The 23,060-nt window shown below is 74.0% G+C and carries 21 protein-coding genes and 1 pseudogene; 13 read left to right on the top strand and 9 right to left on the bottom strand.

Annotated features, from left to right (window positions below; genetic code table 11):
* Positions 1 to 84 precede the first annotated feature (84 nt).
* Positions 85 to 2,550: a SpoIIE family protein phosphatase gene (locus tag ACIRYZ_RS18700; RefSeq protein WP_402945423.1), complete on the top strand. Its 2,466-nt coding sequence runs from the start codon at positions 85 to 87 to the stop codon at positions 2,548 to 2,550.
* Between the two features lie 98 nt (positions 2,551 to 2,648).
* Here the strand turns inward: ACIRYZ_RS18700 and ACIRYZ_RS18695 are convergent, their stop codons facing one another.
* The 5 genes from ACIRYZ_RS18695 to ACIRYZ_RS18675 form a co-directional block, all read right to left on the bottom strand.
* Positions 2,649 to 4,214, bottom strand: a complete 1,566-nt coding sequence (locus ACIRYZ_RS18695) for an MFS transporter (protein ID WP_402945421.1) — start codon at positions 4,212 to 4,214, stop codon at positions 2,649 to 2,651.
* Positions 4,211 to 4,837 (bottom strand): TetR/AcrR family transcriptional regulator, encoded by a 627-nt coding sequence (locus ACIRYZ_RS18690; protein WP_402945418.1) that lies wholly within the window; start codon positions 4,835 to 4,837, stop codon positions 4,211 to 4,213. The genes ACIRYZ_RS18695 and ACIRYZ_RS18690 overlap by 4 nt, the downstream gene beginning before the upstream one ends.
* Positions 4,838 to 5,003: 166 nt before the next feature.
* Complete coding sequence (locus ACIRYZ_RS18685) at positions 5,004 to 5,396, bottom strand: cell division protein SepF (protein ID WP_393028875.1); 393 nt, start codon at positions 5,394 to 5,396, stop codon at positions 5,004 to 5,006.
* A gap of 272 nt (positions 5,397 to 5,668) precedes the next feature.
* Positions 5,669 to 6,184, bottom strand: coding sequence for a DinB family protein (locus tag ACIRYZ_RS18680; RefSeq protein ID WP_402945415.1), 516 nt, complete (start codon positions 6,182 to 6,184; stop codon positions 5,669 to 5,671).
* 61 nt (positions 6,185 to 6,245) lie between these two features.
* Positions 6,246 to 6,992 (bottom strand): TVP38/TMEM64 family protein, encoded by a 747-nt coding sequence (locus ACIRYZ_RS18675; protein ID WP_402945413.1) that lies wholly within the window; start codon positions 6,990 to 6,992, stop codon positions 6,246 to 6,248.
* Between the two features lie 310 nt (positions 6,993 to 7,302).
* Here ACIRYZ_RS18675 and ACIRYZ_RS18670 point away from each other — a divergent pair, with 310 nt between their 5' ends.
* Complete coding sequence (locus ACIRYZ_RS18670; RefSeq protein ID WP_402945411.1) at positions 7,303 to 8,562, top strand: sensor histidine kinase; 1,260 nt, start codon at positions 7,303 to 7,305, stop codon at positions 8,560 to 8,562.
* Positions 8,547 to 9,194, top strand: a complete 648-nt coding sequence (locus ACIRYZ_RS18665) for a response regulator (RefSeq protein ID WP_402945409.1) — start codon at positions 8,547 to 8,549, stop codon at positions 9,192 to 9,194. Before ACIRYZ_RS18670 ends, ACIRYZ_RS18665 begins: the two co-directional genes overlap by 16 nt.
* Positions 9,195 to 9,232: 38 nt before the next feature.
* Here the strand turns inward: ACIRYZ_RS18665 and ACIRYZ_RS18660 are convergent, their stop codons facing one another.
* Together ACIRYZ_RS18660 and ACIRYZ_RS18655 are read right to left on the bottom strand one after the other, a co-directional pair.
* The gene (locus ACIRYZ_RS18660; protein ID WP_402945406.1) at positions 9,233 to 10,006 is read right to left on the bottom strand and encodes a dienelactone hydrolase family protein; all 774 of its coding nucleotides are present in this window, start codon (positions 10,004 to 10,006) and stop codon (positions 9,233 to 9,235) included.
* Between the two features lie 97 nt (positions 10,007 to 10,103).
* On the bottom strand, positions 10,104 to 11,333 hold the full coding sequence (locus ACIRYZ_RS18655; protein ID WP_402945404.1) for an MFS transporter: 1,230 nt from the start codon (positions 11,331 to 11,333) through the stop codon (positions 10,104 to 10,106).
* Between the two features lie 164 nt (positions 11,334 to 11,497).
* On the opposite strand from ACIRYZ_RS18655, the gene ACIRYZ_RS18650 reads away from it, so the two are divergent.
* From ACIRYZ_RS18650 to ACIRYZ_RS18605, 10 genes are all read left to right on the top strand, one after another.
* Complete coding sequence (locus ACIRYZ_RS18650) at positions 11,498 to 12,682, top strand: ROK family transcriptional regulator (protein ID WP_402945401.1); 1,185 nt, start codon at positions 11,498 to 11,500, stop codon at positions 12,680 to 12,682.
* Positions 12,683 to 12,770: 88 nt separating this feature from the next.
* Positions 12,771 to 13,187 (top strand): molybdopterin-binding protein, encoded by a 417-nt coding sequence (locus tag ACIRYZ_RS18645; protein ID WP_402945399.1) that lies wholly within the window; start codon positions 12,771 to 12,773, stop codon positions 13,185 to 13,187.
* A 42-nt stretch (positions 13,188 to 13,229) separates the two neighbouring features.
* Positions 13,230 to 13,967, top strand: coding sequence for a glycerophosphodiester phosphodiesterase (locus tag ACIRYZ_RS18640; protein ID WP_402945397.1), 738 nt, complete (start codon positions 13,230 to 13,232; stop codon positions 13,965 to 13,967).
* Entirely contained in the window at positions 13,964 to 15,049 is a 1,086-nt protein-coding gene (locus ACIRYZ_RS18635; protein WP_402945395.1) for a winged helix DNA-binding domain-containing protein, read from the top strand. Before ACIRYZ_RS18640 ends, ACIRYZ_RS18635 begins: the two co-directional genes overlap by 4 nt.
* Positions 15,050 to 15,129: 80 nt before the next feature.
* Positions 15,130 to 16,212: an AI-2E family transporter gene (locus ACIRYZ_RS18630; protein ID WP_402945392.1), complete on the top strand. Its 1,083-nt coding sequence runs from the start codon at positions 15,130 to 15,132 to the stop codon at positions 16,210 to 16,212.
* Positions 16,213 to 16,289: 77 nt separating this feature from the next.
* Positions 16,290 to 17,162, top strand: a complete 873-nt coding sequence (locus ACIRYZ_RS18625) for a virginiamycin B lyase (RefSeq protein WP_402945389.1) — start codon at positions 16,290 to 16,292, stop codon at positions 17,160 to 17,162.
* A gap of 303 nt (positions 17,163 to 17,465) precedes the next feature.
* Complete coding sequence (gene ctaD / locus ACIRYZ_RS18620; RefSeq protein WP_402945736.1) at positions 17,466 to 19,130, top strand: cytochrome c oxidase subunit I; 1,665 nt, start codon at positions 17,466 to 17,468, stop codon at positions 19,128 to 19,130.
* 142 nt (positions 19,131 to 19,272) lie between these two features.
* Entirely contained in the window at positions 19,273 to 19,806 is a 534-nt protein-coding gene (locus tag ACIRYZ_RS18615) for a hypothetical protein (protein WP_402945386.1), read from the top strand.
* A 116-nt stretch (positions 19,807 to 19,922) separates the two neighbouring features.
* A complete protein-coding gene (locus ACIRYZ_RS18610) occupies positions 19,923 to 20,639 on the top strand; it encodes a response regulator (RefSeq protein ID WP_393027583.1) in 717 nt (238 codons plus the stop codon).
* 105 nt (positions 20,640 to 20,744) lie between these two features.
* Complete coding sequence (locus ACIRYZ_RS18605) at positions 20,745 to 20,999, top strand: hypothetical protein (RefSeq protein ID WP_402945382.1); 255 nt, start codon at positions 20,745 to 20,747, stop codon at positions 20,997 to 20,999.
* A 46-nt stretch (positions 21,000 to 21,045) separates the two neighbouring features.
* On the opposite strand, the gene ACIRYZ_RS18600 is transcribed toward ACIRYZ_RS18605, so the two are convergent.
* On the bottom strand, positions 21,046 to 21,510 hold the full coding sequence (locus ACIRYZ_RS18600) for a hypothetical protein (RefSeq protein WP_402945734.1): 465 nt from the start codon (positions 21,508 to 21,510) through the stop codon (positions 21,046 to 21,048).
* Between the two features lie 163 nt (positions 21,511 to 21,673).
* Positions 21,674 to 22,960: pseudogene (locus tag ACIRYZ_RS18595) on the bottom strand (GAF domain-containing protein); the annotation flags it as partial.
* Between the last annotated feature and the right edge of the window lie 100 nt (positions 22,961 to 23,060).

Genomic DNA, 23,060 nt, shown 5'->3' with positions numbered 1-23,060 from the left:
CGTGCAGTCTGGAGAAGAAACCCGGTCGGCACCCACCGCGAGGCCCACCCGGCCGGGCACGAGCCGAACCGGGGTGCTGCCTGAATGCACGGACACGAGTGGGACGCGACCGACGCCGCCGGCCTCACAGCGGGCGGCGCCTCCGCGCGCCCGGAGGGCCACCGACTGGTCCCGCTCGCGACGGCCCTGCTCCAGAGCGACGGCCTGATCCTGCACTGGAGCGATGACGCCGAGGCCCTGCTCGGCTACACCGCCGAGGAGGCCGTCGGCAGCTACGCCGCCCGGCTGCTCACCGACGACACCGACCGCCCCGAGGTGCTCGACATCTTCCGGCGGATCATGGCGGGCACCGGCACCTCCTTCGTCTTCCCGGTCCGCCACCGCGACGGCCACAAGGTCGAGCTGGAGTTCCGCACCTACCCGATCGCCGGCCCGAGCGGCACCCTGCTGCTGCTCGCCACCGCCTCCGACACCCGCGCCCTGCACGAGATCGAGGCCGACCTCGCCGTCCTCGACGGCATCTTCGGCCGCTCGCCGATAGGGATGGCCGTCTACGACACCCAGCTGCGCTTCGTCCGGATCAACGACGCACTCGCCCGGATGAACGGTGTCCCGGCCTCCGGCCACCTCGGCCGCCGGATAACCGTCGTCCTGCCCGGCATCAACAGCGTCGAGATCGAGCAGACCATGAGACAGGTCCTCAAGAGCGGCAAGCCCGTCGTCGACGCCCGCTCGCACGGCCGCGTCCCCGGGGACCCCAAGCGGGACCGTGCCTGGTCCGCCTCCTACTTCCGGCTGGAGGACTCCGCCGGAAAGGTCTTCGGCGTCGCCTCCTCGATCATCGACGTCACCGAGCGCTTCCAGGCCGAGGCCCGCGCCGCCCGCGCCCAGGAACGGCTGACCACCATCGCGGAGGCCACCGCCCGGATCGGCACCACCCTCGACCTCCAGCGCACCGCGGAGGAACTGATCGAGGCCGTCGTCCCCCGGTTCGCCGACTTCGCCACCGTCGACCTGCTGGAACCCGTCCTGCGCGGCGCCGAGCCCACCGCGATCCCCTCCGACCGGTCCGTCACCCTGCGCGCCGTCGCCGTCGGGGAGAGCTACGAGTCCGGCCTCGCGCACGCCGTGGACGTCGTCGGCGAGACCTCCGAGTACGCCCCCGACCGCAGCTACACCCAGTGCCTGCGCAGCGGGCGGCCGCTGCTGCGCTCCCACGTGGACGAGGAGGTGCTGCGCGGACTGGTGTCCAGCGAGGACCGGATCGCCCCAGGGATGGCGGCCGGCATCCACTCGTACCTGATGGTGCCGATCACCGCCCGGGGCATGGTGCTCGGCGGCTCCGAGTTCATCCGGATGCGCAACCCCGAGCCGTTCACCGACGCCGACGTCGCGCTCGCCGAGGAACTGGTCGCCCGCACCGCGCTGGCCCTCGACAACGCCCGGCTCTACCGGCGCGAGCGGGAGACCGCCCTGACCCTGCAGCGCAGCCTGCTGCCGCAGGAGATCCACCGCACCCTCGGCCTGGAGATCGCCTACCGCTACCTGCCCAGCAGCGTGGTCAGCGAGGTCGGCGGCGACTGGTTCGACGTGGTGCCGCTGTCCTGCGGCCGGGTCGCGCTGGTGGTCGGCGACGTGATGGGCCACGGCATCCGGGCCGCCGCGACCATGGGCCAGCTGCGCACCGTCGCCCGTACCCTGGCCACCCTGGACATGCCGCCCGAGCAGGTCCTCACCCGACTGGACGAGACCGCCTCGGGCATCGGCGAGGGCCAGTTCGCCACCTGCATATGCGCGGTCTACGACCCGCTGGAGCGCACCGTGCAGATCGCCTCGGCCGGGCACCTGCCGCCGGTGTGGGTCGACACCGACGGCACCGCCCGCACGATCGAGGTGCCGCCCGGCGTGCCGCTGGGCGTCGGCGGGGTCGCCTTCGAGTCGATCGGGTTCACCCTCCCCGAGGGCGGCATGCTCGCCCTCTACACCGACGGCCTGGTCGAGCGGCGCGGTCAGGACCTGGACGACGGCATCGACCTGCTCGCCCGCACCCTGTCCCAGACCGGCCGGACGCTGGAGGAGAGCTGCGACGCCGTCCTCGGCGCGCTGGTCACCGACGGCACCGAGGACGACATCGCGATGATCATGGCGCGGGCGCTGCCGGTGGCCGCCGACCGGATCGCCACCCTCCCGCTCGCCGGCGGCGGCAAGCTGCCCGGCAAGGCCCGCCGCTTCACCCGCGCCACCCTGGAGGGCTGGGGCCTGAGCGCGCTCTCCGACTACGCCGAACTCATGGTCAGCGAGCTGGTCACGAACGCCCTGCTGCACGCCGAGGCACCGCGCCGACTGCGGCTGTTCCGCGACCGGGTGCTGACCGTCGAGGTCTCCGACGCCGGCGGCCAGACCCCGCAGCTGCGCCCCTTCGCCGAGCAGGACGAGGGCGGGCGCGGGATGTTCCTGGTCAGCGAGCTGGCCCAGCGCTGGGGCAGCCGGCTCACCCGGGACGGCAAGGTGGTCTGGGCCGAGCTGGAGCTGCCCTTCGGGGCGTCCTGAGGCGTGTACGCAGCCCCCCGGGAACGGGCGTTCCGCAGACGAGAACGGCTGTTCCCGGATGGAAACGGCCGTTCTCGTACCCGTTCTCGTACGCGTTCCTACGCGTCGACCTTCTGCGGCTCGGCGGCCTCGACCGGCTCGGCCGCCGTCGGGGCGGACAGCCCGTGCAGCAGTCGCCAGGCCAGGACGGCCGCGCCGACCAGCAGCACGCCGGCGACCAGCCCGGCGCTGTTCATGCCGTGCACGAAGGCGTCCTTGGCGCTCGCCAGCAGCGGCTGGGCCACCTCGGCCGGCAGCCCGTGCGCCTCCTCCACGGCCGAACCGAGCGACTCACCGGCCCGGGCCGCGGTCTCCGCGGAGACCCCGGCCGGCACGGACAGCCCGTTCGCGTAGATCGAGCCGACCACCGAACCGACCAGCGCGATGCCGAGCGCGGTGCCCAGTTCGTACGCCGTCTCGGAGGCCGCCGAGGCGGCCCCGGCCTTGTCGGCGGGTGCGGCGCTCAGCACCAGGTCGGCGCCGAGCGTGTAGACCACGCCCTCGGCCGTGCCGGTCAGCAGGAAGGAGACGGCCAGTAGCAGGTAGGTGGTGTCCTGCTGCAGCCAGCCCAGCACGCCCGCGGCCAGACCCATGGCGAGCAGGCTGGCCGTCAGCGCCTTGCGGACGCCGAAGCGCCGGGCGATCCGGGCGGTCAGCAGACCGCCGACCACCGAGCCGGCGAAGGCCGGCAGCTCCGCCAGGCCCGCCTGGAGCGGCTCGTAGCCGCGGACCAGCTGGAGGTACTGCGAGACCACGAAGATCACGCCGCTCAGGCCCACCAGGGAGATCAGCGAAGCGGTGACGGCGGCGGTGAACCGCCGGTCGCGGAACAGCCGGACGTCCAGCAGGGGGGTCTCCAGCCGCAGCTGGCGGCGGACGAAGAGGGTCAGCGCGGCGGCGCCCAGGAGGAAGGTGACCGGGACGTCCCAGCGGGCGGGGCCGTGCGCGGCGCCCTCCTTGACCGCGTACACCACGCCGATCACACCGGCCATCGACAGCGCGACGCTCAGCACGTCCCAGCGGCCCGGCTTCGGGTCCCTGGACTCCGGCAGCAGCCAGGTGCCGGACACCAGCAGCAGGAGCAGGACCGGGATGTTCAGCAGGAACACCGAACCCCACCAGAATTGCTCCAGCAGCGCCCCGCCGATCACCGGCCCGAGCGCGGCGCCGGCGGTGGCGGCCGCGCCCCAGATGCCGATCGCGGTGGCCCGCTCCCGGTCGTCCGGGAACAGGCTGCGGATCAGCGACAGGGTGGAGGGCATGATCGTCGCCCCGGCGACGCCGAGCAGCGCGCGGGCGAGGATCAGCCAGCCCGGGCCCGGCGCGTAGGCGGCCAGCAGCGAGGCGGCGCCGAAGGCGGTGGCGCCGGACAGCAGCAGCTTCTTGCGGCCGATCCGGTCGCTCAGCGCGCCCATGCTGACCAGCAGGCCGGCCAGCACGAAGGAGTAGGAGTCGCCGATCCAGAGCAGCTGGGTGCCGCTGGGGCGCAGCGTCTCGCTGATGGACGGGATGGCGAGGGAGAGCACGGTCGCGTCGAGGGCGACCACGGTGACGGCCAGCACCAGGACGGCGAGGCCGGTCCAGCGCTGGCGGGCGGTCAGAAGGGCGGGAGCCGTCAAGCTCATGGGATATCGGTTTCCGGTTTCCGGTCCGAGGTGCTGTGGGTCGGGCCAACGGGGATGTGGGCCGTGGGGGCGGGGGTGTCCGGCCGGCGCAGCGCGCCGCCGAGGAACAGTTCGGCGAGCGAGAAGGCGGCCTCGCGGGGGGCGAGCCGGCCGTCCTGGACGGCCCAGCCGATGCCGGCGACGAGGTCGAAGAAGGCTTCGCTCAGCCAGGCGGCGCTCAGTTCGATCCGGAAGACGCCCTGCTGCTGTCCACGCAGGAAGAGCGCGTGCAGCCGGGCGATCTGGACCTCCCAGAGGTCGTTGATGTCGTCGTGGTCGTAGAGCTGGTTCTCGCCGGCCAGGAAGGCACAGAGCATGGCGTCGGGGACGGAGGCGTCCACCAGGCGCCGCAGCGCGGCCTCGGCGTCGCCCTCCTCGGTCGCGGCGGTGTCCAGGGCGGCGGCGAAGCGCTCCAGGCCGAGTCGGCCGACCTCGCGGATCAGCGCCTCGCGCCCCGGGAACAGCCGGTGCAGGGTTGCGCGGCTGATGCCCGCGGCCCGGGCGATCTCGTCCAGGTGGGCGGTGGGGCGGCGGGAGAGGACGCCGACGGCGGCTTCGAGGACGGTGTCGCGGTCGGTGGCCATGCATCGAGTCTAGACGAGTTGAGACATCTATGTCTCAAAATTATTTCTGTCGTCTCAGATGATCCACGGTTGTCCGGCCCTCGGACAGCAAAAACCGGGGACGGCGGGTGTGCCGTCCCCGGTCGGGGCGCTGCGTGGCCTTACGGCCGGCTCGGCTCTGGTTGGCTCAGCTCTGGTTGTAGAACCCGGTCTCGTCGAGCGGGCGATCGATCACCATGACCTCGACGTCCGCCGGGGTGAGCAGGAAGACCCGGCGGGCGATCCGCTCGATGCCGCCCCGCGTGCCGAAGATCAGACCGGAGGCGAAGTCGACCATGCGCTTGGCCTCCGCCTCCTCCATCTCGGTGAGGTCCATGACCACCGGGGTGCTCGCCCGGATGTGCTCGCCGACCGTGCGCGCCGCCTCGAAGCCCGTCGGCCGCAGGGAGACGATCTTCGCGGGCGCGGGGGCGGCGGAAACCGCCTCCTGCTCGACCCACTCGTCGTCGTACACAGCGGCCGGGTAGTTCCCCGAGGGCATCAGCCACCCGTTGTGGTGCTCGTCGCGAAGTGCTCCCATGCCGCGCCTCCCTGCCTCGTCCCGTCCTGGTCCCCCCGGGGGGTGCGTGTCCTTCTTGACACGTCATCCACTCGTCGGAACTGTCCGAGTATCGCACTGTTCACCGGTCCCGTGCCCGCTCGCGACCCCCGTACGAGTCGTGCCGTGCCCGAAGCCCGGGCGGACCCGGGTAAAGGAAGCGACGCGGCGCAGCTCCGTACGGTTGCGCGCGTAGACCTTATCGGTAGCGGTCACCGCTTAATTGACCTTCTGTCAACAATGCGGAAACGATTTCATTCGCCGGTGGAGCCGTCCACCAGTTCGCGCAGAAGATCCGCGTGGCCGTTGTGCCGCGCGTACTCCTCGATCATGTGGACCAGGATCCAGCGGAGCGTCACTTCCCGGTCGTGGCGCAGCCGCTTGCCGACGGTCTCCAGCGGCAGGCCGGCCGAGGCCTCGCGGGCGGCCGCGATCTCGGCGCGCCAGCGGGCGAAGTCGGCGGCGACGTCGGCGGTGCCGACGTTGTCGAAATCGCCGTCCGGGTCCTGCTCGGTCCAGTAGTGGCCGGTGGCGACCTCCTCGCCGCGCAGGACGCCCTGGAACCAGTGCCGCTCCACCTCGGTCATGTGCCGCACCAGGCCGAGCAGGGAGAGCGTGGACGGCGGGACGGAGCGCAGCCGCAGCTGGTCGTCGGTCAGACCCTCGCACTTGAGGGCGAGAGTGCTGCGGTGGTAGTCGAGCCAGGCGGTGAGCATGGCGGCCTCGCCGGCCGCCATCGGCGGGTCCACCCGCGGGTTGAGTTCGGTCATGCCGGCCATCGTGGCCCCCGGCGGCGCGGCGGCGCGACCGATTTGTCAGCCGGCCGCTGGGTCAACCGGTTCTCAGGGCCCGGCGGCGGGCCGCGGTCGCGCGCCAGAGGCCGACCAGGCTGCCGATCACCAGCAGGGCGATCACTCCGGCGGAGACCAGGAACGCCGCCGAGCCCGGCTGGTCCGCGCTGGCGGCGGCTGTGACGTAGACGGCGGTGGTGGGCACCACGCCGATCGCGGTGGCGAGGAGGAAGGGCAGGAAACGGACCCCGGAGAAGGCCGCGCCGTAGTTGCCGGCCTGGAAGGGCAGGCCGGGCAGCAGCCGCAGCACCAGGACACTGCGGAAGCCCTGCGCGGTGAAGCGCTGGTCGAGGGCGCCCAGCACCTTGCCGCGCAGGTAGGGCTTCAGCGCCTCCCGGCCGAGGCCCCGGCCCAGGCCGAAAGCCATCGCCGCGCCCAGGGTGGTGCCGAGCACGGCGAGCAGCACGCCCTGCTGGATGCCCAGCAGCAGTCCGGCGACGGCGTTCAGCGCGGGGCGCGGGACGAAGGCGAGCGTGCCGACCGCGTAGACGAGGGTGAACAGCGGTGCGAACCAGTAGCCGGGCATCCGGTTCGCCAGGCCGCCGGAGAGCAGGTCCGTCGGGCTCCACAGCAGCAGCGACCCGGCGCACGCCCCCAGCAGCAGCACCAGCAGGCCGAACCGCCACCAGGCCGAACGGGCCGGGCGCTCGGGGCCGGGCTCGGAACCGGGCTCGGGGCCGGGCTCGGCGGCGCTCGGCAGGGAGGAGGTCGTCAGGGCTTCGGGCACGGCCCGAGCCTAACCGCTGCCCCGGCCCGGCCGGTCTGCCGGGCCGGGCCGGGCCGGTCCGGTCCGGTTCGCAGGTCCGGTCCGGTTCGCCGGTTCGCCGGTCCGCCGGGGCGAGGGTCGACGCCGGTGGTCGCACTCGGCATGATGTCGGTCGGGGATCTTGCCGCGGTCGGGTCGGATCGGGGGTGCCGGTGTCCGGCTGGACGCACGGTCGGGTGGGGCTGGCCACACTCCTCGCCCGAACGGGGCGGACGCGGGCTCCGCGCGGTGCAGAGTGGGGAGCTCCGACGGAAGGCGAGGAAGGGCGGCCATGGGGCGACCGGGGGCGTGGGCGGCGCGGGCCGCGGTGGGGTTCGGCCGGGCGTGCGTGGTCGCGGCCGTGACCCTGTCGGCCCCGGCGGTGTGGGCGGGCGCGGTGGCGCTCGGGGTCCACTGGGGGCCGGCGAACCCGTGGTCCTGGCTGCTGCCGGTGGTACTGGTGTGCGCGGGCACCCTGGCGCTGGGCCGCCCGGTGTGCCGGGCCGTGCGTTCCCTGGTCGTGCGGTGGGACGGCACCGTCATCGACGCCGGGTACCGGCAGGCCCCGCCGGTGGTCCGGATGTCCACCGGGTTCTGGTGGAACGGCTTCAGCTACGAGAAGACCCGCCGCGACGCCCTGATGGACCAGCACTGGCGGATCCGCTGGCGCGACCCCGCCAACCTGCGCGACCTGCGGTTCGTCGTGATCGCGCCGCTCACCGCGGGCCTGGTCGCCGCGCTGCCGCCCGCCGGAGTGGCCGCGGCGGTGCTGGGGCTCGGCCGGCCCGGGACCGCGGCCCGGCTGGCCGGGGCGCTCGGCGTGCTGCTGGCCGTCGGCTGTGCCCCGTACGCCTGGCGGGTGGTGACGCCGGTGGCCGTGCGCTTCCTGCGGCCCACGGCGGCGATGGCGCTGGCGGAGCGGGTGGCGGAGCTGACCGCCCAGCGCGCGGACGCGACGGTCGCCCAGGCCGCCGAGATCCGCCGGATCGAGCGGGACCTGCACGACGGGGCGCAGGCCCGGCTGGTGGCGCTCGGGCTCTCGCTGTCGACCGCGCAGCGGCTGGTGGAGCGCGACCCGGAGCAGGCCAAGGCGCTGATGCGGGAGGCACAGGCCGGGGCGAAGGCCTCGCTGGCCGAACTGCGCGGGCTGATCCAGGGGATCAGCCCGCCGGTGCTGACCGAGCGCGGACTGGTCGACGCGGTGCGGGCCCTGGCGCTGGACCTTCGCCTCGCGGTGACCGTCGAGGCCGAGGCCCCGGTGCGGGTGGACGCGCCGATCGAGTCCGCCGTCTACTTCGGCGTCGCCGAGCTGCTGGCCAACGCCCTCAAGCACGGCCGGGCGACCCGGGCGGGCGTGACCTTCCGTCAGGACGAGCTCGGACTCGTCGTCGAGGTCGAGGACGACGGCTCGGGCGGCGTCCGGGAACGGCCCGGCGGCGGGCTCGCTGGCCTGCGCCGCCGCCTCGGCGCCTTCGACGGAACTCTGGAGATCACCAGTCCGCCCGGCGGACCGACCCATGTCAGGATGACGGTGCCATGCGAATCCTCGTAGCCGAAGACCTCTACCTGCTGCGCGACGGGATGGTCCGTCTGATCGAGGCGTGCGGGCACGAGGTGGTGGCCACCGCCTCCACCGGGCCCGAGACGCTCGAAGCGCTGCGCACCCACCGCCCGGACGCGTCCGTGGTCGACGTGCGGATGCCGCCGACCCAGTCGGACGAGGGCCTGCGGGCGGCGCTGGCCGCGCGCAAGGAGCTGCCCGGGCTGCCGGTGCTGATCCTCTCCCAGCACGTGGAGCAGCTGTACGCACGGGAGTTGCTGGCGGACGGCTTCGGCGGGGTCGGCTACCTGCTCAAGGAGAGCGTGTTCGACGCCGACCAGTTCATCGGCTCGCTGGAGCGGGTCGCGGCCGGCGGGACGGCGATGGACCCGGCCGTCATCGCCAAGCTGCTGTCGGCGAGCCCGCCGGAGCGGGGGCTCAGCCAGCTCACCGAGCGCGAGTACGAGGTGCTGGGCCTGATGGCCGAGGGGCTGTCCAACCAGGCCATCGGGCGGCGGCTGTTCCTCAGCGACAGCGCGATCAGCAAGTACACCACCTCGATGTTCGGCAAGCTCGGCATCGCCGACGACGATGACACCAACCGCCGAGTGCGGGCTGTGCTCACGTACCTGAACCGGTCGTGAACCGGTCGTGAGCCGGCCCCGAAGCGCCCCGCGCCGGTTCAGGCGGCCTCGGCCAGGAAGGTGAGCAGCCGGCCCCAGGCGTTCCGGGCGGCGGCTCCGGAGGGCCCGGCGGCCGAGAGCTCGAAGAAGTTGTGCGGCGCGCCCGGGTAGCTGATGAACTCGTGGGGGCAACCGGCCGCCGTCAGTGCCGCGTCGAAGGCCTCGACGGTGCTGGGCGGGATGTGGTCGTCGGCACCGCCCCAGAGGGCGAGGATCGTGGCGGTGAGGCCGGCGGCGAGCTGGGTCGGGCCGGGGGCGCCGTTGATCACGTCCGGGTAGCCGTAGAACCCGACCACCCCGGCCAGGCCGAACCGTGGGGCGGCGGCGCGGAAGGCCTGGCGGCCGCCGAAGCAGAAGCCGAGCGCGACCACCTCGGCCGGGCCGACCTCGCGCAGCCTGGCCAGCGCGGCGGTGAGGTCCGCGTCCAGGGTGTCCGGGGTGAGCGCGAGCAGGTGGGGGAGCAGGTTCGGCAGCTCGCCGAATTCCGGCGGTCGGTTTTCCGGGGCGGCTCCGGCGGTGCGGCCGTAATAGTCCAGGACGAGCGCCGGGTGGCCCTGTTCGGCGAGCCGGGCGGCGGTCTGCCGGTAGAACGCGGAAAGGCCCTTGTTGTCCGGCAGGACGAGCACGCCGACCCCTGTCGTCACCTCGGGGCGGGCCAGGAAGGCGGCGAACTCGGTGCCGTCCGCCGAGGTCAGGGTCAGTGCGGAGGCCTCGGCCAGCGGCTGGCGGGCGGGGCTGAAGGCGGGCGGCGCGGCGTCCGGGTCGTAGCACATGTCCGGGATTCCCCTCGCGGATGGCGAAAACCGCCGGGCGCTGGAGCGCGCCCGACGGTCGGCGATATTAGCGGGGAATTCCCTCAAGGAATTCCCATCATATCGGGGAGAGATCTTTTCCGGAAGTGCTTTCCGGTTTCAATGCGGTCACATTCTCGGCGAAATTCGGTTCGGCCCGGCGCAGTGCCCCGGCGCTCAGCAGCAGGGCGAAGACGAGCAGGGTGACCAGCCCGAAGGAGACGGTGAGCGACGTGGCCTGGGCGAGGGCGCCGATCACGGCGGGGGCGATCAGGCCGGAGGTGTAGGTGACGGTGGCGACGCCCGCGATGGCCTGGCTGGGGTTGCTGCCGATCCGTCCGGCGGCCGCGAAGGCGAGCGGGACGATCACCGCGACGCCGACGCCGATCAGTGCGAAGCCCGGGACGGCCACCGCCGGGTGGTCGGCGGCCACCACCAGCACCCCGCCGGCCGTGGCGATCGCCCCGCCCAGCCGGGTGGTGCGGACGGCGCCGAGGCGGCGGATCACCGCGTCCCCGGCGAGCCGGCTGACCGCCATGGTGAGCGAGAAGGCGGTGTACGAGGCGGCCGCGACGGTGGCGGAGGCGCCGGTGACGTCCTTCAGGTAGACGCCGCTCCAGTCCATCGAGGCGCCCTCGCCGAACACCGCGCAGAAGCCGACCAGTCCGATCACCAGCGAGCTGCGCGGCGGCAGCGCGAAGCGCGGCGGCGCCTGCGCCTCCTCGGGCGCCCGCAGGTCGGGCAGGCCCCGGCAGACCGGCTGGGCGAGGGCGAGCAGGACGAGCGCGGTGACGGCCAGCTGGAGCCGGGCGTCGAGGTCGAGGTGCGCGGCCAGGATGCCGAAGCCGGAGGCCAGCAGGCCGCCCGCGCTCCACATCCCGTGCAGCCCGGACATGATCGAGCGGCCGAGCCGCTGCTCGACCTCCACGCCCTGGGCGTTCATCGCGACGTCCGCCATGCCCGCCGCGGCGCCGTACACCAGCAGCACCGCGCACAGCGCCGGCAGTGCGGGGGCGAGCGCGGGCAGGGTGAGGGCCAGGCACCAGAGCGAGATCAGCCCGCGCACCGCCGCCCGGCCGCCGTAGCGGTGGACGAAGCGTCCGGCCAGCGGCATCGCGAGGGAGGAGCCGACGGCAGGCATGACGAGCGCCAGGCCGAGCTGGCCGGGGGAGAGGTCCAGCCGGTCCTGGATCCACGGGATGCGGGTGACGAAGGTGCCGCCGACGGCGCCGTGCACGGCGAAGACCAGCGCGATGCTCGCCCGGGCCCGGCGTGGGGCCTCCAGTGGTTCGAGTGTTTTCACGGTCATGCGGCTTTCCCTCCCGGTCGCGCGGGGCGGGGCGCGACGGTGCCCTGTGGGTGGTCTACGTGCAGGCCGATCGGTCCGCGCGGCGGACGCGGCCGTCCGGCGGACAGTTCGATAAATTATCAGGAAGGGACCCTGATAGAAACACTCTGGAAGGATGAGCTGCCATGACCACCGCGCGTACGGCCACGCCGAGCACCGCCCGGGCGATCAACGACCGGCTGGCGCTCAACCTCCTGCTCGAACAGGGCCCGCTGACCGCGACCGAGCTGCGCGACCTCACCGGCCTGTCCCGGCCGACCGTCGCCGACCTGCTCGACCGCCTCCAGCGCACCGGCCTGGTCGCCGTCGTCGGCGAACGCGGCGAGCAGCGGCGCGGCCCCAACGCCAGGGTCTACGCCCTGGTCGCCTCCCGCGCCCACATCGCCGCCTTCGACGTCCGCTCCGGCGGCGTCAGCCTGGTCGTCGCCGACCTGGCCGGGCGCACCCTCGCCACCGCCGAGGTCCCGGTCGAGGGCGACGGCGCGCCCGACACCGCCGGGGCGATCGTCGCCACCCTGCTGGAGAGCGCGCGCGGCGCCGGCGTCGAGCGGCTGCACACCGTCGCGGTCGGCGCCCCCGGCCTGGTCGACCCCGCCACCGGGCGCCTGCACAGCACCGGCAACCTCCCCCGCTGGCACGCCGAACTCCTCGCCGCACTGCGGGAGTTGCCCGAAACCGAGGTGATCCTGGAGAACGAGGTCAACCTGGCCGGCCGGGCCGAGTACCGGGTCGGCGCCGCCCGGGACCGCGACACCTTCGTGCTGATGTGGCTCGGCCACAGCGTCGGCGCCGCCGTCATCCTGGACGGGCGGCTGCGCCGCGGCTTCTCCGGCGGCACCGGCGAGATCTGCTTCCTGCCCGTCCCCGGCACCGTCGGCCTGCCCAGCGCCGACAGCTGCGAGGGCGGCTTCCACGGGCTGGTCGGCAGCGCCGCCGTCTGCGAACTCGCCCGCGCCCACGGGCTGCCCGCCGGCCCGGCCGGGGACGCGGGCGCCGCCGAGGCCGCGGTGCGCGCCGCGCTGGCCGCCGGGGCACGGGGCGAACCGTTCCTGGACGAGCTGGCCGAGCGGATCGCGCTCGGCGCGGCCGGCGTCTGCGTGGTGCTCGACCCCGGCTGCGTGGTGCTCGGCGGCGAGATCGGCCGGGCCGGCGGCGCCGAACTGGCCGGACGGGTGGAACGGCGCCTCGCCGGGTTCTCCCCGCTGCGCACCGAGGTGCGGGCCGGTGCGGCGGGTGGCGGCGCGGTGCTCGCCGGGGCCGTCCTCACCGCGGGTGACGCGGTCCGCCGGGACCTGTTCGGCGAGCCGTAGGGGAGTTTCCCGTCAGTGTCCCCGGTACGGCAGGATGGCGGCCGGGGGCGCGTACCTCCGTACCTCGAACCACCGTCAGGAGTCGCACATGGGCCAGTCCGGGGTGCCGGTCAACCCGTACCGCATCGGCGAGGCCGCGGCGCTGCTCGGCGTCAGCTCGGACACCATGCGGCGCTGGGTGGACGCCGGGAAGATCGCCGCCGTGCGGGACGAGCACGGGCACCGGATCATCCCCGGCGCCGAGCTCGCCGCCTTCGCCCGCGAGCTGGCCCGGCCGGAGGTCGCCGAGGCCGAGGGCCGGCCGTCCTCCGCGCGCAACCGCTTCCCCGGGATCGTCACCGAGGTGCGGCTCGGCGACGTGGCCGCGCAGGTGGAGGTGCAGGCCGGGCCCTTCCGGGTGGTGTCGCTGATCAGCCGGGAGTCGGCGGAGGAGCTGAACCTGGTCCCCGGCGCACCGGCCACGGCGGTCATCAAGTCCACCAACGTGATGATCGAACGACGCTAGCCCTGTCCTCCACCCGACCCCCTGGCCTTCTGGACTGATTCGATGAGTCTCGCCCGCACCGCCCCCGTGCCCGCCCCCGCCGACCGCCGCCCGGTGCTCGCCGTCGCCCACCGCGGCGACCCTTACCGCTACCGGGAGAACACCTTGCCCTCGGTCGAGTCCGCGCTCGCCGCCGGGGCTGACGCCGTCGAGGTGGACGTCCAGCTCACCCGCGACAAGGTGCCGGTGCTGCTGCACGACCGCACCCTGGAGCGGCTCTGGGGCGACCCGCGCGCCGTCGACCGGGTCACCGTCGAGCAGCTGGACGAGCTGCGCCGGGGCGACCTGGCGATCCCCACCCTCGCCGAGGCGGTCAAGAGCGTCGCGGCCGCGAACGGCCCCCGGCTGCTGATCGACCTGGACGAGCCCGGCCCGGCCGCCGCCACCTGGTCTGTCGTCACGGGGCTCGGCGCCGAACGGCTGGTCGCCTTCTGCGGCCCCGTCACCGCCATGCTCGCGGTGCGCGAACTCACCCCGAACGCCTCCATCGCGCTCACCTGGAAGCAGCCCCGGATGCCCGCGCCCGCCCTGCTGAAGGACCTGCGCCCGGCCTTCCTCAACCCGCCGTTCGGCCTGGTCACCCCCGAGTTCGTCGGCGCCGCGGCGGACGCCGGGCTCGCCGTCTCCACCTGGACGGCCGACCTGCGGCGCACCATGCGCCGGCTGCGCGACACCGGGGTCGACTCCATCACCACCAACCGGATCTCCGTGCTGCGCTCGGTGCTGGACGGCCGCCGGTGAGGGTGCTCAGCACCCGGGAGCTCGGCCGGGCCCTGCTGGCCCGTCAGCACCTGCTCGCCCGCACTGACCTGGAGCCCGCCGAGGTCATCCACCACCTGGGCGGGCTCCAGGCCCAGGCCGTACCGCAGCCGCCCTACCTCGGGCTGCTCTCCCGGCTGGACGCCTTCTCCCCGGAGCGGCTGAGCGCGCTGATCGAACAGCGGGCGGTGGTCCGGATCGCCCTCCAGCGCGGCACCATCCATCTGGTCACCGCCGAGGACTGCCGGACGCTGCGCCCGCTGCTCCAGCCCGTCCTGGACCAGGCGCTGCGCACCACCTACGGCAAGCGGCTGGCCGGGCTGGACCTCGACGCGCTGGCGGGCGAGGCCCGGGCGCTGGTCGAGGCGCAGCCACGCACCTTCCAGCAGCTCGGCGCGCTGCTTGCCGCGAGTCGCCCGGACCGCGACCCGGCCGCGCTCGCCCAGGCGGCGCGGTGCCTGCTGCCACTGGTGCAGGTGCCGCCGCGCGGCCTGTGGGGGCGCAGCGGCCCGGCCGCGCACACCACCGCCGAGGCCTGGCTCGGCCGCCCGATGGACCCCGCACCCGCGCCGGACCGGCTGGTGCTGCGCTACCTGGCGGCCTTCGGCCCGGCCGACGCGGCGGACCTCAGGAAGTGGTGCGGGCTCACCGGGCTCGGCCCGGTGCTGGGGCGGCTCGCGCCGCGGTTGCTGACCTTCCGGGACGAGCGGGGCCGGCTGCTGTACGACCTGCCGGAGGCGCCCCGGCCGGAGCCGGACGTCCCGGCGCCGGTGCGGCTGGTCGCGCCGTTCGACAACCTGCTGCTCTCGCACGCCGACCGCAGCCGGGTGCTGCCGGAGGAGTACAAGGGGCGGGTGATGACCCGGAACGGGCTCGTGCTCGGCACCCTGCTGGTGGACGGGCTGATCGCCGGGACGTGGCGGCTGACGGGGGAGCAGGAGGTCGTCGTCCAGCCGTTCGTCCGGCTGGCGCGGGCCGACCGGGAGGCGGCGGAGGCGGAGGCGCGACGGGTGCTGACCTTCGCGGGTGCGGGCGGGGCCGTGCGGATCGAGGCAGCCACTTAGCCGCAAAACGGGCAGATCGTCAGATTCTCTGTTGAGATGGGTCGGTTCGGACTCAACGACGATCCCCGGCGGAGGTGGCCGTGTCCGTGGAGCGCCCGCCCGGTGGGCAGCCCGACCACCGCAGGCCGTACCTGATGCTGCCACCGGCCGTTCGGGGGGCGGCGGCCTGGTCGGTGGCGGTGATCCTGCTGATCGCCGTCGCCTCACTGGTGGTCTTCGCCCTGGTGGAGTTGCGGGCGGCGACCGTGCCGTTCGTCCTGGCGCTGCTCGGGGCCGCGCTGCTGCACCCCGTGGTGCCCTGGCTGGTCCGCCGGGGCGTGAGCCGAAGCCTGGCGGCCGGGCTGACCTGCGTCGTGCTGGTCGCGGCGGTGGCCGGGGTGATCGTGCTGCTGGTCAACTCCCTGGTGCACAGCGCCCCGCACATCGCCGCCTCGCTCCCGGCGGCCGGCAAACGGCTGGCCGACTGGCTGGGCCCGTTCGGGGAGAAGATCCAGCACGCCCTGACCAACGCCAAGGGCGAGACCAACTCGCTGGCCTCCACGCTCACCAGCGGCGTGCTCTCGGGCCTGGGTCTGCTCACCCAGCTGATCACCGGCGGGGTGCTGGCGCTGGCCCTGGTCTTCTTCTTCCTCCGTGACGGCCACCGCACCGGCGATGCCATCCGCTCCTACCTGCCCGGGCGCGGCGCCGAAACCGTGACCGCCTGCGCGGTGCGCGCCTTCGAGGCGATGGCCGGCTTCATGCGCGGCACCACCCTGATCGCCCTGATCGACGCCGGCTTCATCACCATCGGCCTGCTCGCCCTCGGTGTGCCCGGTGCGCCGGGCCTCGGCGCGCTGGTCTTCATGGGCGCCTACATCCCCTTCGTCGGGGCCTTCCTGTCCGGCACGGTGGCCGTGCTGGTCGCCCTCGCCGACGGCGGCCTCGGGACGGCGCTGTGGGTGCTCGGCGTGGTGCTGACGGTCCAGATGATCGAGGGCAACATCCTGCAGCCGATCATCCAGAGCCGCACGGTCGAGCTGCACCCGGCGACGATCATGGTCGCCGTGGTCGCCGGCGCCGGTGTCGCGGGCATCATCGGCGCCCTGCTCGCCGTCCCGTTCTGCGCCGCGGGGAGCGGAGTGATCTCGGTGCTCAGGGGCCTGGCAACCGGCCCCGAATAAGTCTGTTGCCCTGGGTGGGGTGGACGTGCGAGCATCGCTAACGCGACCGCAGTCGCAATAGTATCCAGGGGGTGGGGATGGAACTGTTCGAGGTGGCCGAGGCGGGGGCCGGGCCGTACGGAGTGACCGTGGGGCCGGACGGGCGTGTGTGGTTCACGCTGGTGCACGCCGGGGAGATCGGGCGGCTGTCGGCGGACGGCTCGGTGGAGCGGTTCGGGCTGGGCGCGCCGGGGTGCGGGCCTTCGGTGATCACCGTGGGGCCGGACGGGGCCCTGTGGTTCAGCCGGATGCGGGACCACCGGATCGGGCGGATCACGGTGGACGGCGAGGTGGGCTTCTACGGGGTGCCGACGGAGAACGCCGGGCCGTACGGGATCGCGGTCGGGCCCGACGCGGCGCTCTGGTTCACCGAGCTGAACGTCGACCGGCTCGGGCGGATCACCGTGGACGGGCAGGTGACGGAGTTTCCGCTGCCGCTGGCCGGGGCCTTCCCGTCGCTGATCACCGCCGGGGCGGACGGCGCGCTGTGGTGCACGCTCAACCAGGCGAACGCCGTCGCCCGGGTGGGCGTCGAGGGCGAGGTGACCGTCCACCGGCTGCCCACCGAGGGCACCGCGCCGGTCGGGATCACGGCCGGGGCGGACGGCGCGCTCTGGTACGTGGGGATCGGCGGCGGGCTGGTCGGGCGGATCACCGTCGACGGGCAGGTCACCGAGTACCCGCTGGCCGACCGGGCCGCCAAGCCGCACGCGATCGCCGCCGGCCCCGACGGGCGGCTCTGGTTCACCGAGTGGGGCGCCGGCCGGATCGGGGTGCTGACCCCGGACGGGCGGCTGGACGGGCACCCGGTCCCCGGCCCGGGCGCCGAGCCGCACGGGATCGCCGTCGGCCCGGACGGCGCGGTGTACGCGGCGCTGGAGCGCGGTCAGATCGCCCGGCTGGCGGGCTGAGCGAGCGCGACGGCGCGCTCGGGGCCCGGGCGGGTGGTCCCGGCCCAGGCCCGGGAAGTCGGGCCCAGCGGCCCCGGGCGGGCGGGCCCAAGGGCCCTGGGGCGCGGTGGCGGTGCGTTCGGATCATGGAGCGTCATCATTCGCACGACGTTCCGAAGGAGTGCGTCCTTGAGCGCCACCCAGGCACAGGGCGACCCCACCTCACCGCCAACGCCTCTGCCGACAGGGGCGGTTCGGGCCCGCCGACCCGGCTCGGCCGTGGTCGGGCTGCTGACCACCACCGACCACAAGACGATCGGCACCATGTACCTGGTGTCCTCGTTCGCGTTCTTCCTGATCGGCGGCATCCTCGCGCTGGTCATGCGCGCCGAACTCGCCCGGCCCGGCACCCAGATCCTCTCCAACGAGCAGTTCAACCAGGCCTTCACCATGCACGGTTCGGTGATGCTGCTGCTCTTCGCGATGCCGCTGTTCACCGGCTTCGCGAACTGGATCATGCCGCTGCAGATCGGCGCCCCGGACGTGGCCTTCCCGCGCCTGAACATGCTGTCCTTCTGGCTGTTCATGTTCGGTTCGCTGATCGCCGCCGCAGGCTTCGCCACCCCGCAGGGCGCCGCCGACTTCGGCTGGTTCCTCTACGCGCCCTTGTCCGACGCCGTCCACTCGCCGAGCGTCGGCTCCGACATGTGGATCATGGGCGTGACGCTGTCCGGCTTCGGCAGCATCTTCGGTGCGGTCAACTTCATCACCACCATCATCTGCATGCGGGCCCCCGGACTGACCATGTTCCGGATGTCCATCTTCTGCTGGAACGTGCTGCTCACCTCGGTGCTGGTACTGCTGGTCTTCCCGGTGCTGGCCGCCGCGCTGCTCGCGCTCGAATGCGACCGCAAGTTCGGCTCGCACGTCTTCGACCCGGCCAACGGCGGGGCGATGCTCTGGCAACACCTGTTCTGGTTCTTCGGCCATCCGGAGGTGTACATCCTGGCGCTGCCGTTCTTCGGCATCGTCTCGGAGGTCATCCCGGTGTTCAGCCGCAAGCCGATGTTCGGCTACGCGGGCCTGATCGCCGCAACGGTGGCCATCGCGGGCCTGTCGGTGACGGTGTGGGCGCACCACATGTACGTCACCGGGCAGGTGCTGCTGCCGTTCTTCTCCTTCATGACCTTCCTGATCGCGGTGCCGACGGGAGTCAAGTTCTTCAACTGGGTCGGCACCATGTGGAAGGGCTCGCTGAGCTTCGAGACGCCGATGCTGTGGACGGTCGGCTTCCTGGTCACCTTCCTGTTCGGTGGTCTGACGGGCGTGCTGCTCGCCGCGCCGCCGATCGACTTCCACGTCTCCGACTCGTACTTCGTCGTCGCGCACTTCCACTACACGCTGTTCGGCACGGTGGTGTACGCGATGTTCGCCGGCTTCCACTTCTGGTGGCCCAAGATGACCGGCAAGAAGCTCGACGAGCGGCTCGGCAGGATCACCTTCTGGACGCTCACCGTCGGCTTCCACGCGACGTTCCTGGTGCAGCACTGGCTCGGTGCGGAGGGCATGCCGCGCCGGTACGCCGACTACCTGGCCTCGGACGGCTTCACCACGCTCAACACCGTCTCGACCATCGGGTCCTTCCTGCTCGGGCTGTCGATCCTGCCGTTCCTCTACAACGTCTGGAAGACCGCCAAGTACGGCGAGCGCGTGACCGGGGACGACCCGTGGGGCTGGGGCCGCTCGCTGGAGTGGGCCACCTCCTGCCCACCGCCCCGGCACAACTTCGTCAAGCTGCCGCGGATCCGGTCGGAATCGCCGGCCTTCGACCTGCACCACCCGGACATCGCGGCCCGGGACGTACTGGAGAACACCGGCAAGCCGGCCACGCACCTCGGCGACGTGGAGCCGGCGAAGTACGACCGGCCGCTGCCGCGGGCGGAGCGGGGGCGGGTGTCGTCCTCCTCCCCGTCCGGCTCCGACGGCTGAGGCCGCACCGGGGCCGTACCCCTGAACGCCGTCCCCGCCCGCGTCGCTGCCCCCGGGGGGCGGGGACGGCTCCGCTGTCCCCGCCCCCCGTCCGCGAACTCCGTGCGATCCCCGATCCCCGTGCGCCTAGGAAGGCCGGCCCGTGACCCACACCGTCCTCGCCATCGGCACCGCCGCCCTCACCGCGAGCGGCTGCGTCTGGTACCTGCCCGCCATCGCCGACCTCCAGGCCGGCGCCGACCGGCCCCGCTCCACCCGGACGGCCGCGGCGGCCTGCGTGATGTGGTGGGCGGGGCTGGCGTTGGCCGGCGCGCTGCTGCTCGCGCTGTCCGACTGGCGCCCCGCCGCCCAGGTGGCTCTCGCCGGGCTGGCGGGCGGTACGGCCCTGCGGGTGCGGGCCCGGTGGGACCGCCGTGGCGAGCAGCGGGAGACCGCCGCCCGCTGGGCCGCCCTGGACGTCGGCCCGGTGCCGCGCACGGGCCGCCCGGCGGCGGTGACGCTGGCGGGATGGCTGGTCGTGGGCGCGGCGGTGGCCTCGCTGGGGGCGGTGGCGATCCTGCTGTCGAGCGGGGGCGACGTCGTGCCGAGGGTGGTGCTGGCGGCGGTCGGCGGCGCCGGGGTGGCGCTCGCGTTCCTGCTCCTGGGGCTGGGGAACGTACGGCGGCAGGGACGCTGAGGGGGCGCTGCTCCCGGAATGGGGCCATTTGGCCCTGCTCCCGTGAGGCCGGGCGGGGGATGATGCGGTGGGCCCCGCTGGGAGTGTGCGGGGGTTGACGAAGGTGGAGCCGCGTGATGGCGACCAAGGCGGAGGGTGTCGGGGATTCGGCGCCGGTCCGGGTGTTCCTGCTGGACGACCACGAGGTGGTGCGCCGCGGGGTGCACGACCTGCTGGACGGCGAGCCGGACCTGGAGGTGGTCGGGGAGGCCGCGACGGCCGAACAGGCCCTGGTACGGGTGCCGGCGCTGCGGCCCGACGTGGCGGTGCTGGACGTGCGGCTGGGCGACGGGGACGGGGTGTCGGTCTGCCGTGAGCTGCGGTCGCGGATGCCCGACCTGGCCTGTCTGATGCTGACCTCCTTCGACGACGAGGAGGCGCTCCTCGACGCCGTGATGGCGGGCGCGGCCGGCTATGTGCTGAAGCAGATCAGCGGTACCGACCTGGTCGCCGCCGTCCGTACCGTCGCCTCGGGCCGGTCGATGCTCGACCCCGGTGCGGCGACCCGGCTGCTGAACCGGCTGCGCAGCGACGCCGAGCCCGCCCGGCCGGTGACCGCGGGGCCGGGGCTGACCGCGCGTGAGCAGGAGGTGCTGGCACTGATCGGGGAGGGCCTGACCAACCGGCAGATCGGCGAGCGGCTCTACCTGGCCGAGAAGACGGTGAAGAACCACGTCTCCCGGCTGCTCGCCAAGCTGGGCGTGGAGCGCCGGGTGCAGGCGGCGCTGATCGCCACCGAGCTGCGGCAGTCCTCCGCCGCTCAGCCGTCCGTGCTGAGGGTCGGCCGGGGCTGAGGGTCGCCGGGGCTGCGGGGCGGTCGGGGGCTGAGGGCCCGTCCGCCCCGGGCCCCCGGCGGGACCTTCGGCCCTCGCGGGCTCGTCCTGCCGGACCCGGACCGCTTGCCGGACAACGCCGAGCGCCTGACCGCCCGGGCGGCTGCCCTCGGCCTCAGCCCGGCGGCCGAGACGTCGTTCTCGGGCCTCGGCCAGGGCCGCAGCCCCCGCGCCTGGCGGGAGTCCGTCGGCAAGGGCCGCATTCTCTGGTGCCGGGACCCCGCCGACGCGGCCACCGCCGTACGGGCGCTCGCCGCGCTCCCCGACCAGGACACCTCGCGCCCCGACCCGCAGTACCGCCTGCTGGCCTTCCGCGCCTGAGGGACGACGGGCGACGGTGACCGCCCGGCCGTTCACGGGCGGGAACTCAGTGCGGATCGCCCTCGATGCGCCCCGCCAGCGCCCGGACGGTGGGCGGCAGTTGGCGCAGACGCAGGGCGAGCAGCGGGGCGGCGATCCCGAGGTAGACCCAGCTGAGGGCGAACCGGGCCGACTCGCCGGGCAGCGCGAACTGGACGGCGAACAGGGCGAGTAGGAGCGCGGCCTTCCACGGCAGGAAGCGCAGGTCCAGCAGCAGCACCACGGCCAGGACGGTCTGGGCGGCGGTCAGCAGCACCTCGTCCACCTGGCGTTCGACCAGCGGGAGGGAGGCTCCTCCGCCGCCCGCGAGGTGGGCGAGCGGCAGACAACCGACCAGCAGGGTCCACTGGTTGACCTTGCTGGACAGCAGCGCGCCCAGGCCGTCGTCGCCGCGCAGCCGCCAGGCGAAGACCACCGCGACGATCAGCTCGGGGGCCTCCGAGGCGAGCGGGGCGAGCCACTGCACGAGCAGGAAGCGGTCGATGCCGAGCGAGGTCCCGGCGCCGACCAGGGAGGTGGCGAAGGGCTCGCTCCATGCTGAGCCGGGGCGCGAAGCCGAGCGGCCCCTGCGCCTCGGTGACGACCCGGGTGGCGCGGGCGCGCAGGCCCCGGTCGGGTTCGCTGTGGGCGCGCAGGCCGAAGATGGTCGAGCGGATGATCTTTATGGTCTCGTCCAGGTCCGCGACCGCCCGGGCGACCCGGTCCGCGGCGGCCGGGCTCTCGATCAGTCGGCCCGCGCTCTGCAGCGTCATCCCGGTGGCGAACAGCCGCTGGATGGCCAGGTCGTGCAGGTCCCGGGCGATCCGGTCGCGGTCCTCCAGTAGGTTCAACTGCTCGGCGTCGCGCCGCCGTTCGGCCAGTTCCAGGGCCAGCGCCGCCTGGTCGGCGAAGCCCAGCAGCGGGCCGGTCTCCTCCGGCCCGAAGGCGGGCTGCCCCTGCGCCCGGGCCAGCAGCAGCACGCCGCGCCCGTACCCGGCGCCGGTGCCCAGCGGCACCGCGACGGCCGGGCCCAGCCCGTCGAAGCGGCCCGCCGGACCGGCCGGGAAGCGGGCGTCGCAGGCCAGTTCGTCGCTGGTCACCGGCGAGCCGGAGGCGTACGCGGCGCCGGAGACGGTGCCGTCCACCGGCACGGTCACCCCCAGCCGGGCGTCCGGCGAGCCGCCGAGCGCGACCTCGACCGCCAGCTCCTCGGCCCGCTCCCCAGGGCCGGCCAGCGCCACCGAGACGTCCGCCAGTTCGGCACCCGCGATCTCCCGGGCCCGGCGGGCGATCAGCTCGACCACCTCCAGGCGCGGCGCGCCCGACAGCAGGCTGCGGGTGATCTCGGTGCTCGCCCGCAGCCAGCGCTGGCGCAGCTGCGCCTCCTCGTAGAGGCGGGCGTTGTCGATCGCGACCCCGGCCGCGACCGCCAGGGTGGAGATCACCGCCTCGTCGTCCTCGTCGAAGTCCAGCCCGCCGCGCTTGTCGGTCAGGTAGAGGTTGCCGAACACCTCGCCGTGCACCCGCACCGGCACCCCCAGGAAGGTGTGCATCGGCGGGTGGTTCGCCGGGAAGCCGACCGAGGCCGAGTGTTCGGACAGCACCGGGCAGCGCAGCGGCTGCGGATGGCGGATCAGTTCGCCGAGGATGCCCCGGCCGGCGGGCGGCGGGCCGATCTCGGCGATCTCCTCGTCGGACAGACCCACCGTCAGGAACTGCGACAGCGAGTGCCCGTCCGGCCCGATCACCCCCAGCGCGCCGTAGCGGGCGTCCACCAGATCGGCGGCCTCCACGATCCGGTGCAGCGCCTGGGCGAGGTCCAGCTCACGGCCGACCGCGAGCACCGCCTCCAGCAGCTTGTGCACCCGGTTCTGCGTCCCGCGCGCCGCGTCGATCCGCCACTGCAACTCCTCCAGCAGCTCGTCCAGGCGCAGCCGGGGCATCCGCGCGCCGCCGCCCGCCGCGCTGCCGTCCGCTTCGCCCACCGCCGTCCTCCTCGTGCTCGCTGACCGTCCACCGCTGTCGGGCCGGGTGGCTTCGGTG

The organism is Kitasatospora sp. NPDC101155 (assembly GCF_044768305.1).
In the GTDB taxonomy this organism is placed as follows: Bacteria; Actinomycetota; Actinomycetes; order Streptomycetales; family Streptomycetaceae; genus Kitasatospora.
Note: the sequence above shows the minus strand (reverse complement) of the source record. Positions and strands in the feature narration are given on the sequence as shown.

Coding starts and splice junctions, on each gene's coding strand:
- ACIRYZ_RS18685 (WP_393028875.1), bottom strand. CDS start 5,396: ATGGGAGCACTTCGCGACGAGCACCACAACGGGTGGCTGATGCCCTCG.
- ACIRYZ_RS18660 (WP_402945406.1), bottom strand. CDS start 10,006: ATGTGCTACGACCCGGACGCCGCGCCGCCCGCCTTCAGCCCCGCCCGC.
- ACIRYZ_RS18640 (WP_402945397.1), top strand. CDS start 13,230: ATGAGTCTCGCCCGCACCGCCCCCGTGCCCGCCCCCGCCGACCGCCGC.
- ACIRYZ_RS18645 (WP_402945399.1), top strand. CDS start 12,771: ATGGGCCAGTCCGGGGTGCCGGTCAACCCGTACCGCATCGGCGAGGCC.
- ACIRYZ_RS18690 (WP_402945418.1), bottom strand. CDS start 4,837: ATGGCCACCGACCGCGACACCGTCCTCGAAGCCGCCGTCGGCGTCCTC.
- ACIRYZ_RS18610 (WP_393027583.1), top strand. CDS start 19,923: ATGGCGACCAAGGCGGAGGGTGTCGGGGATTCGGCGCCGGTCCGGGTG.
- ACIRYZ_RS18650 (WP_402945401.1), top strand. CDS start 11,498: ATGACCACCGCGCGTACGGCCACGCCGAGCACCGCCCGGGCGATCAAC.
- ACIRYZ_RS18655 (WP_402945404.1), bottom strand. CDS start 11,333: ATGACCGTGAAAACACTCGAACCACTGGAGGCCCCACGCCGGGCCCGG.
- ctaD (WP_402945736.1), top strand. CDS start 17,466: ATGTACCTGGTGTCCTCGTTCGCGTTCTTCCTGATCGGCGGCATCCTC.
- ACIRYZ_RS18700 (WP_402945423.1), top strand. CDS start 85: ATGCACGGACACGAGTGGGACGCGACCGACGCCGCCGGCCTCACAGCG.
- ACIRYZ_RS18670 (WP_402945411.1), top strand. CDS start 7,303: ATGGGGCGACCGGGGGCGTGGGCGGCGCGGGCCGCGGTGGGGTTCGGC.
- ACIRYZ_RS18680 (WP_402945415.1), bottom strand. CDS start 6,184: ATGACCGAACTCAACCCGCGGGTGGACCCGCCGATGGCGGCCGGCGAG.
- ACIRYZ_RS18665 (WP_402945409.1), top strand. CDS start 8,547: ATGCGAATCCTCGTAGCCGAAGACCTCTACCTGCTGCGCGACGGGATG.
- ACIRYZ_RS18625 (WP_402945389.1), top strand. CDS start 16,290: ATGGAACTGTTCGAGGTGGCCGAGGCGGGGGCCGGGCCGTACGGAGTG.
- ACIRYZ_RS18695 (WP_402945421.1), bottom strand. CDS start 4,214: ATGAGCTTGACGGCTCCCGCCCTTCTGACCGCCCGCCAGCGCTGGACC.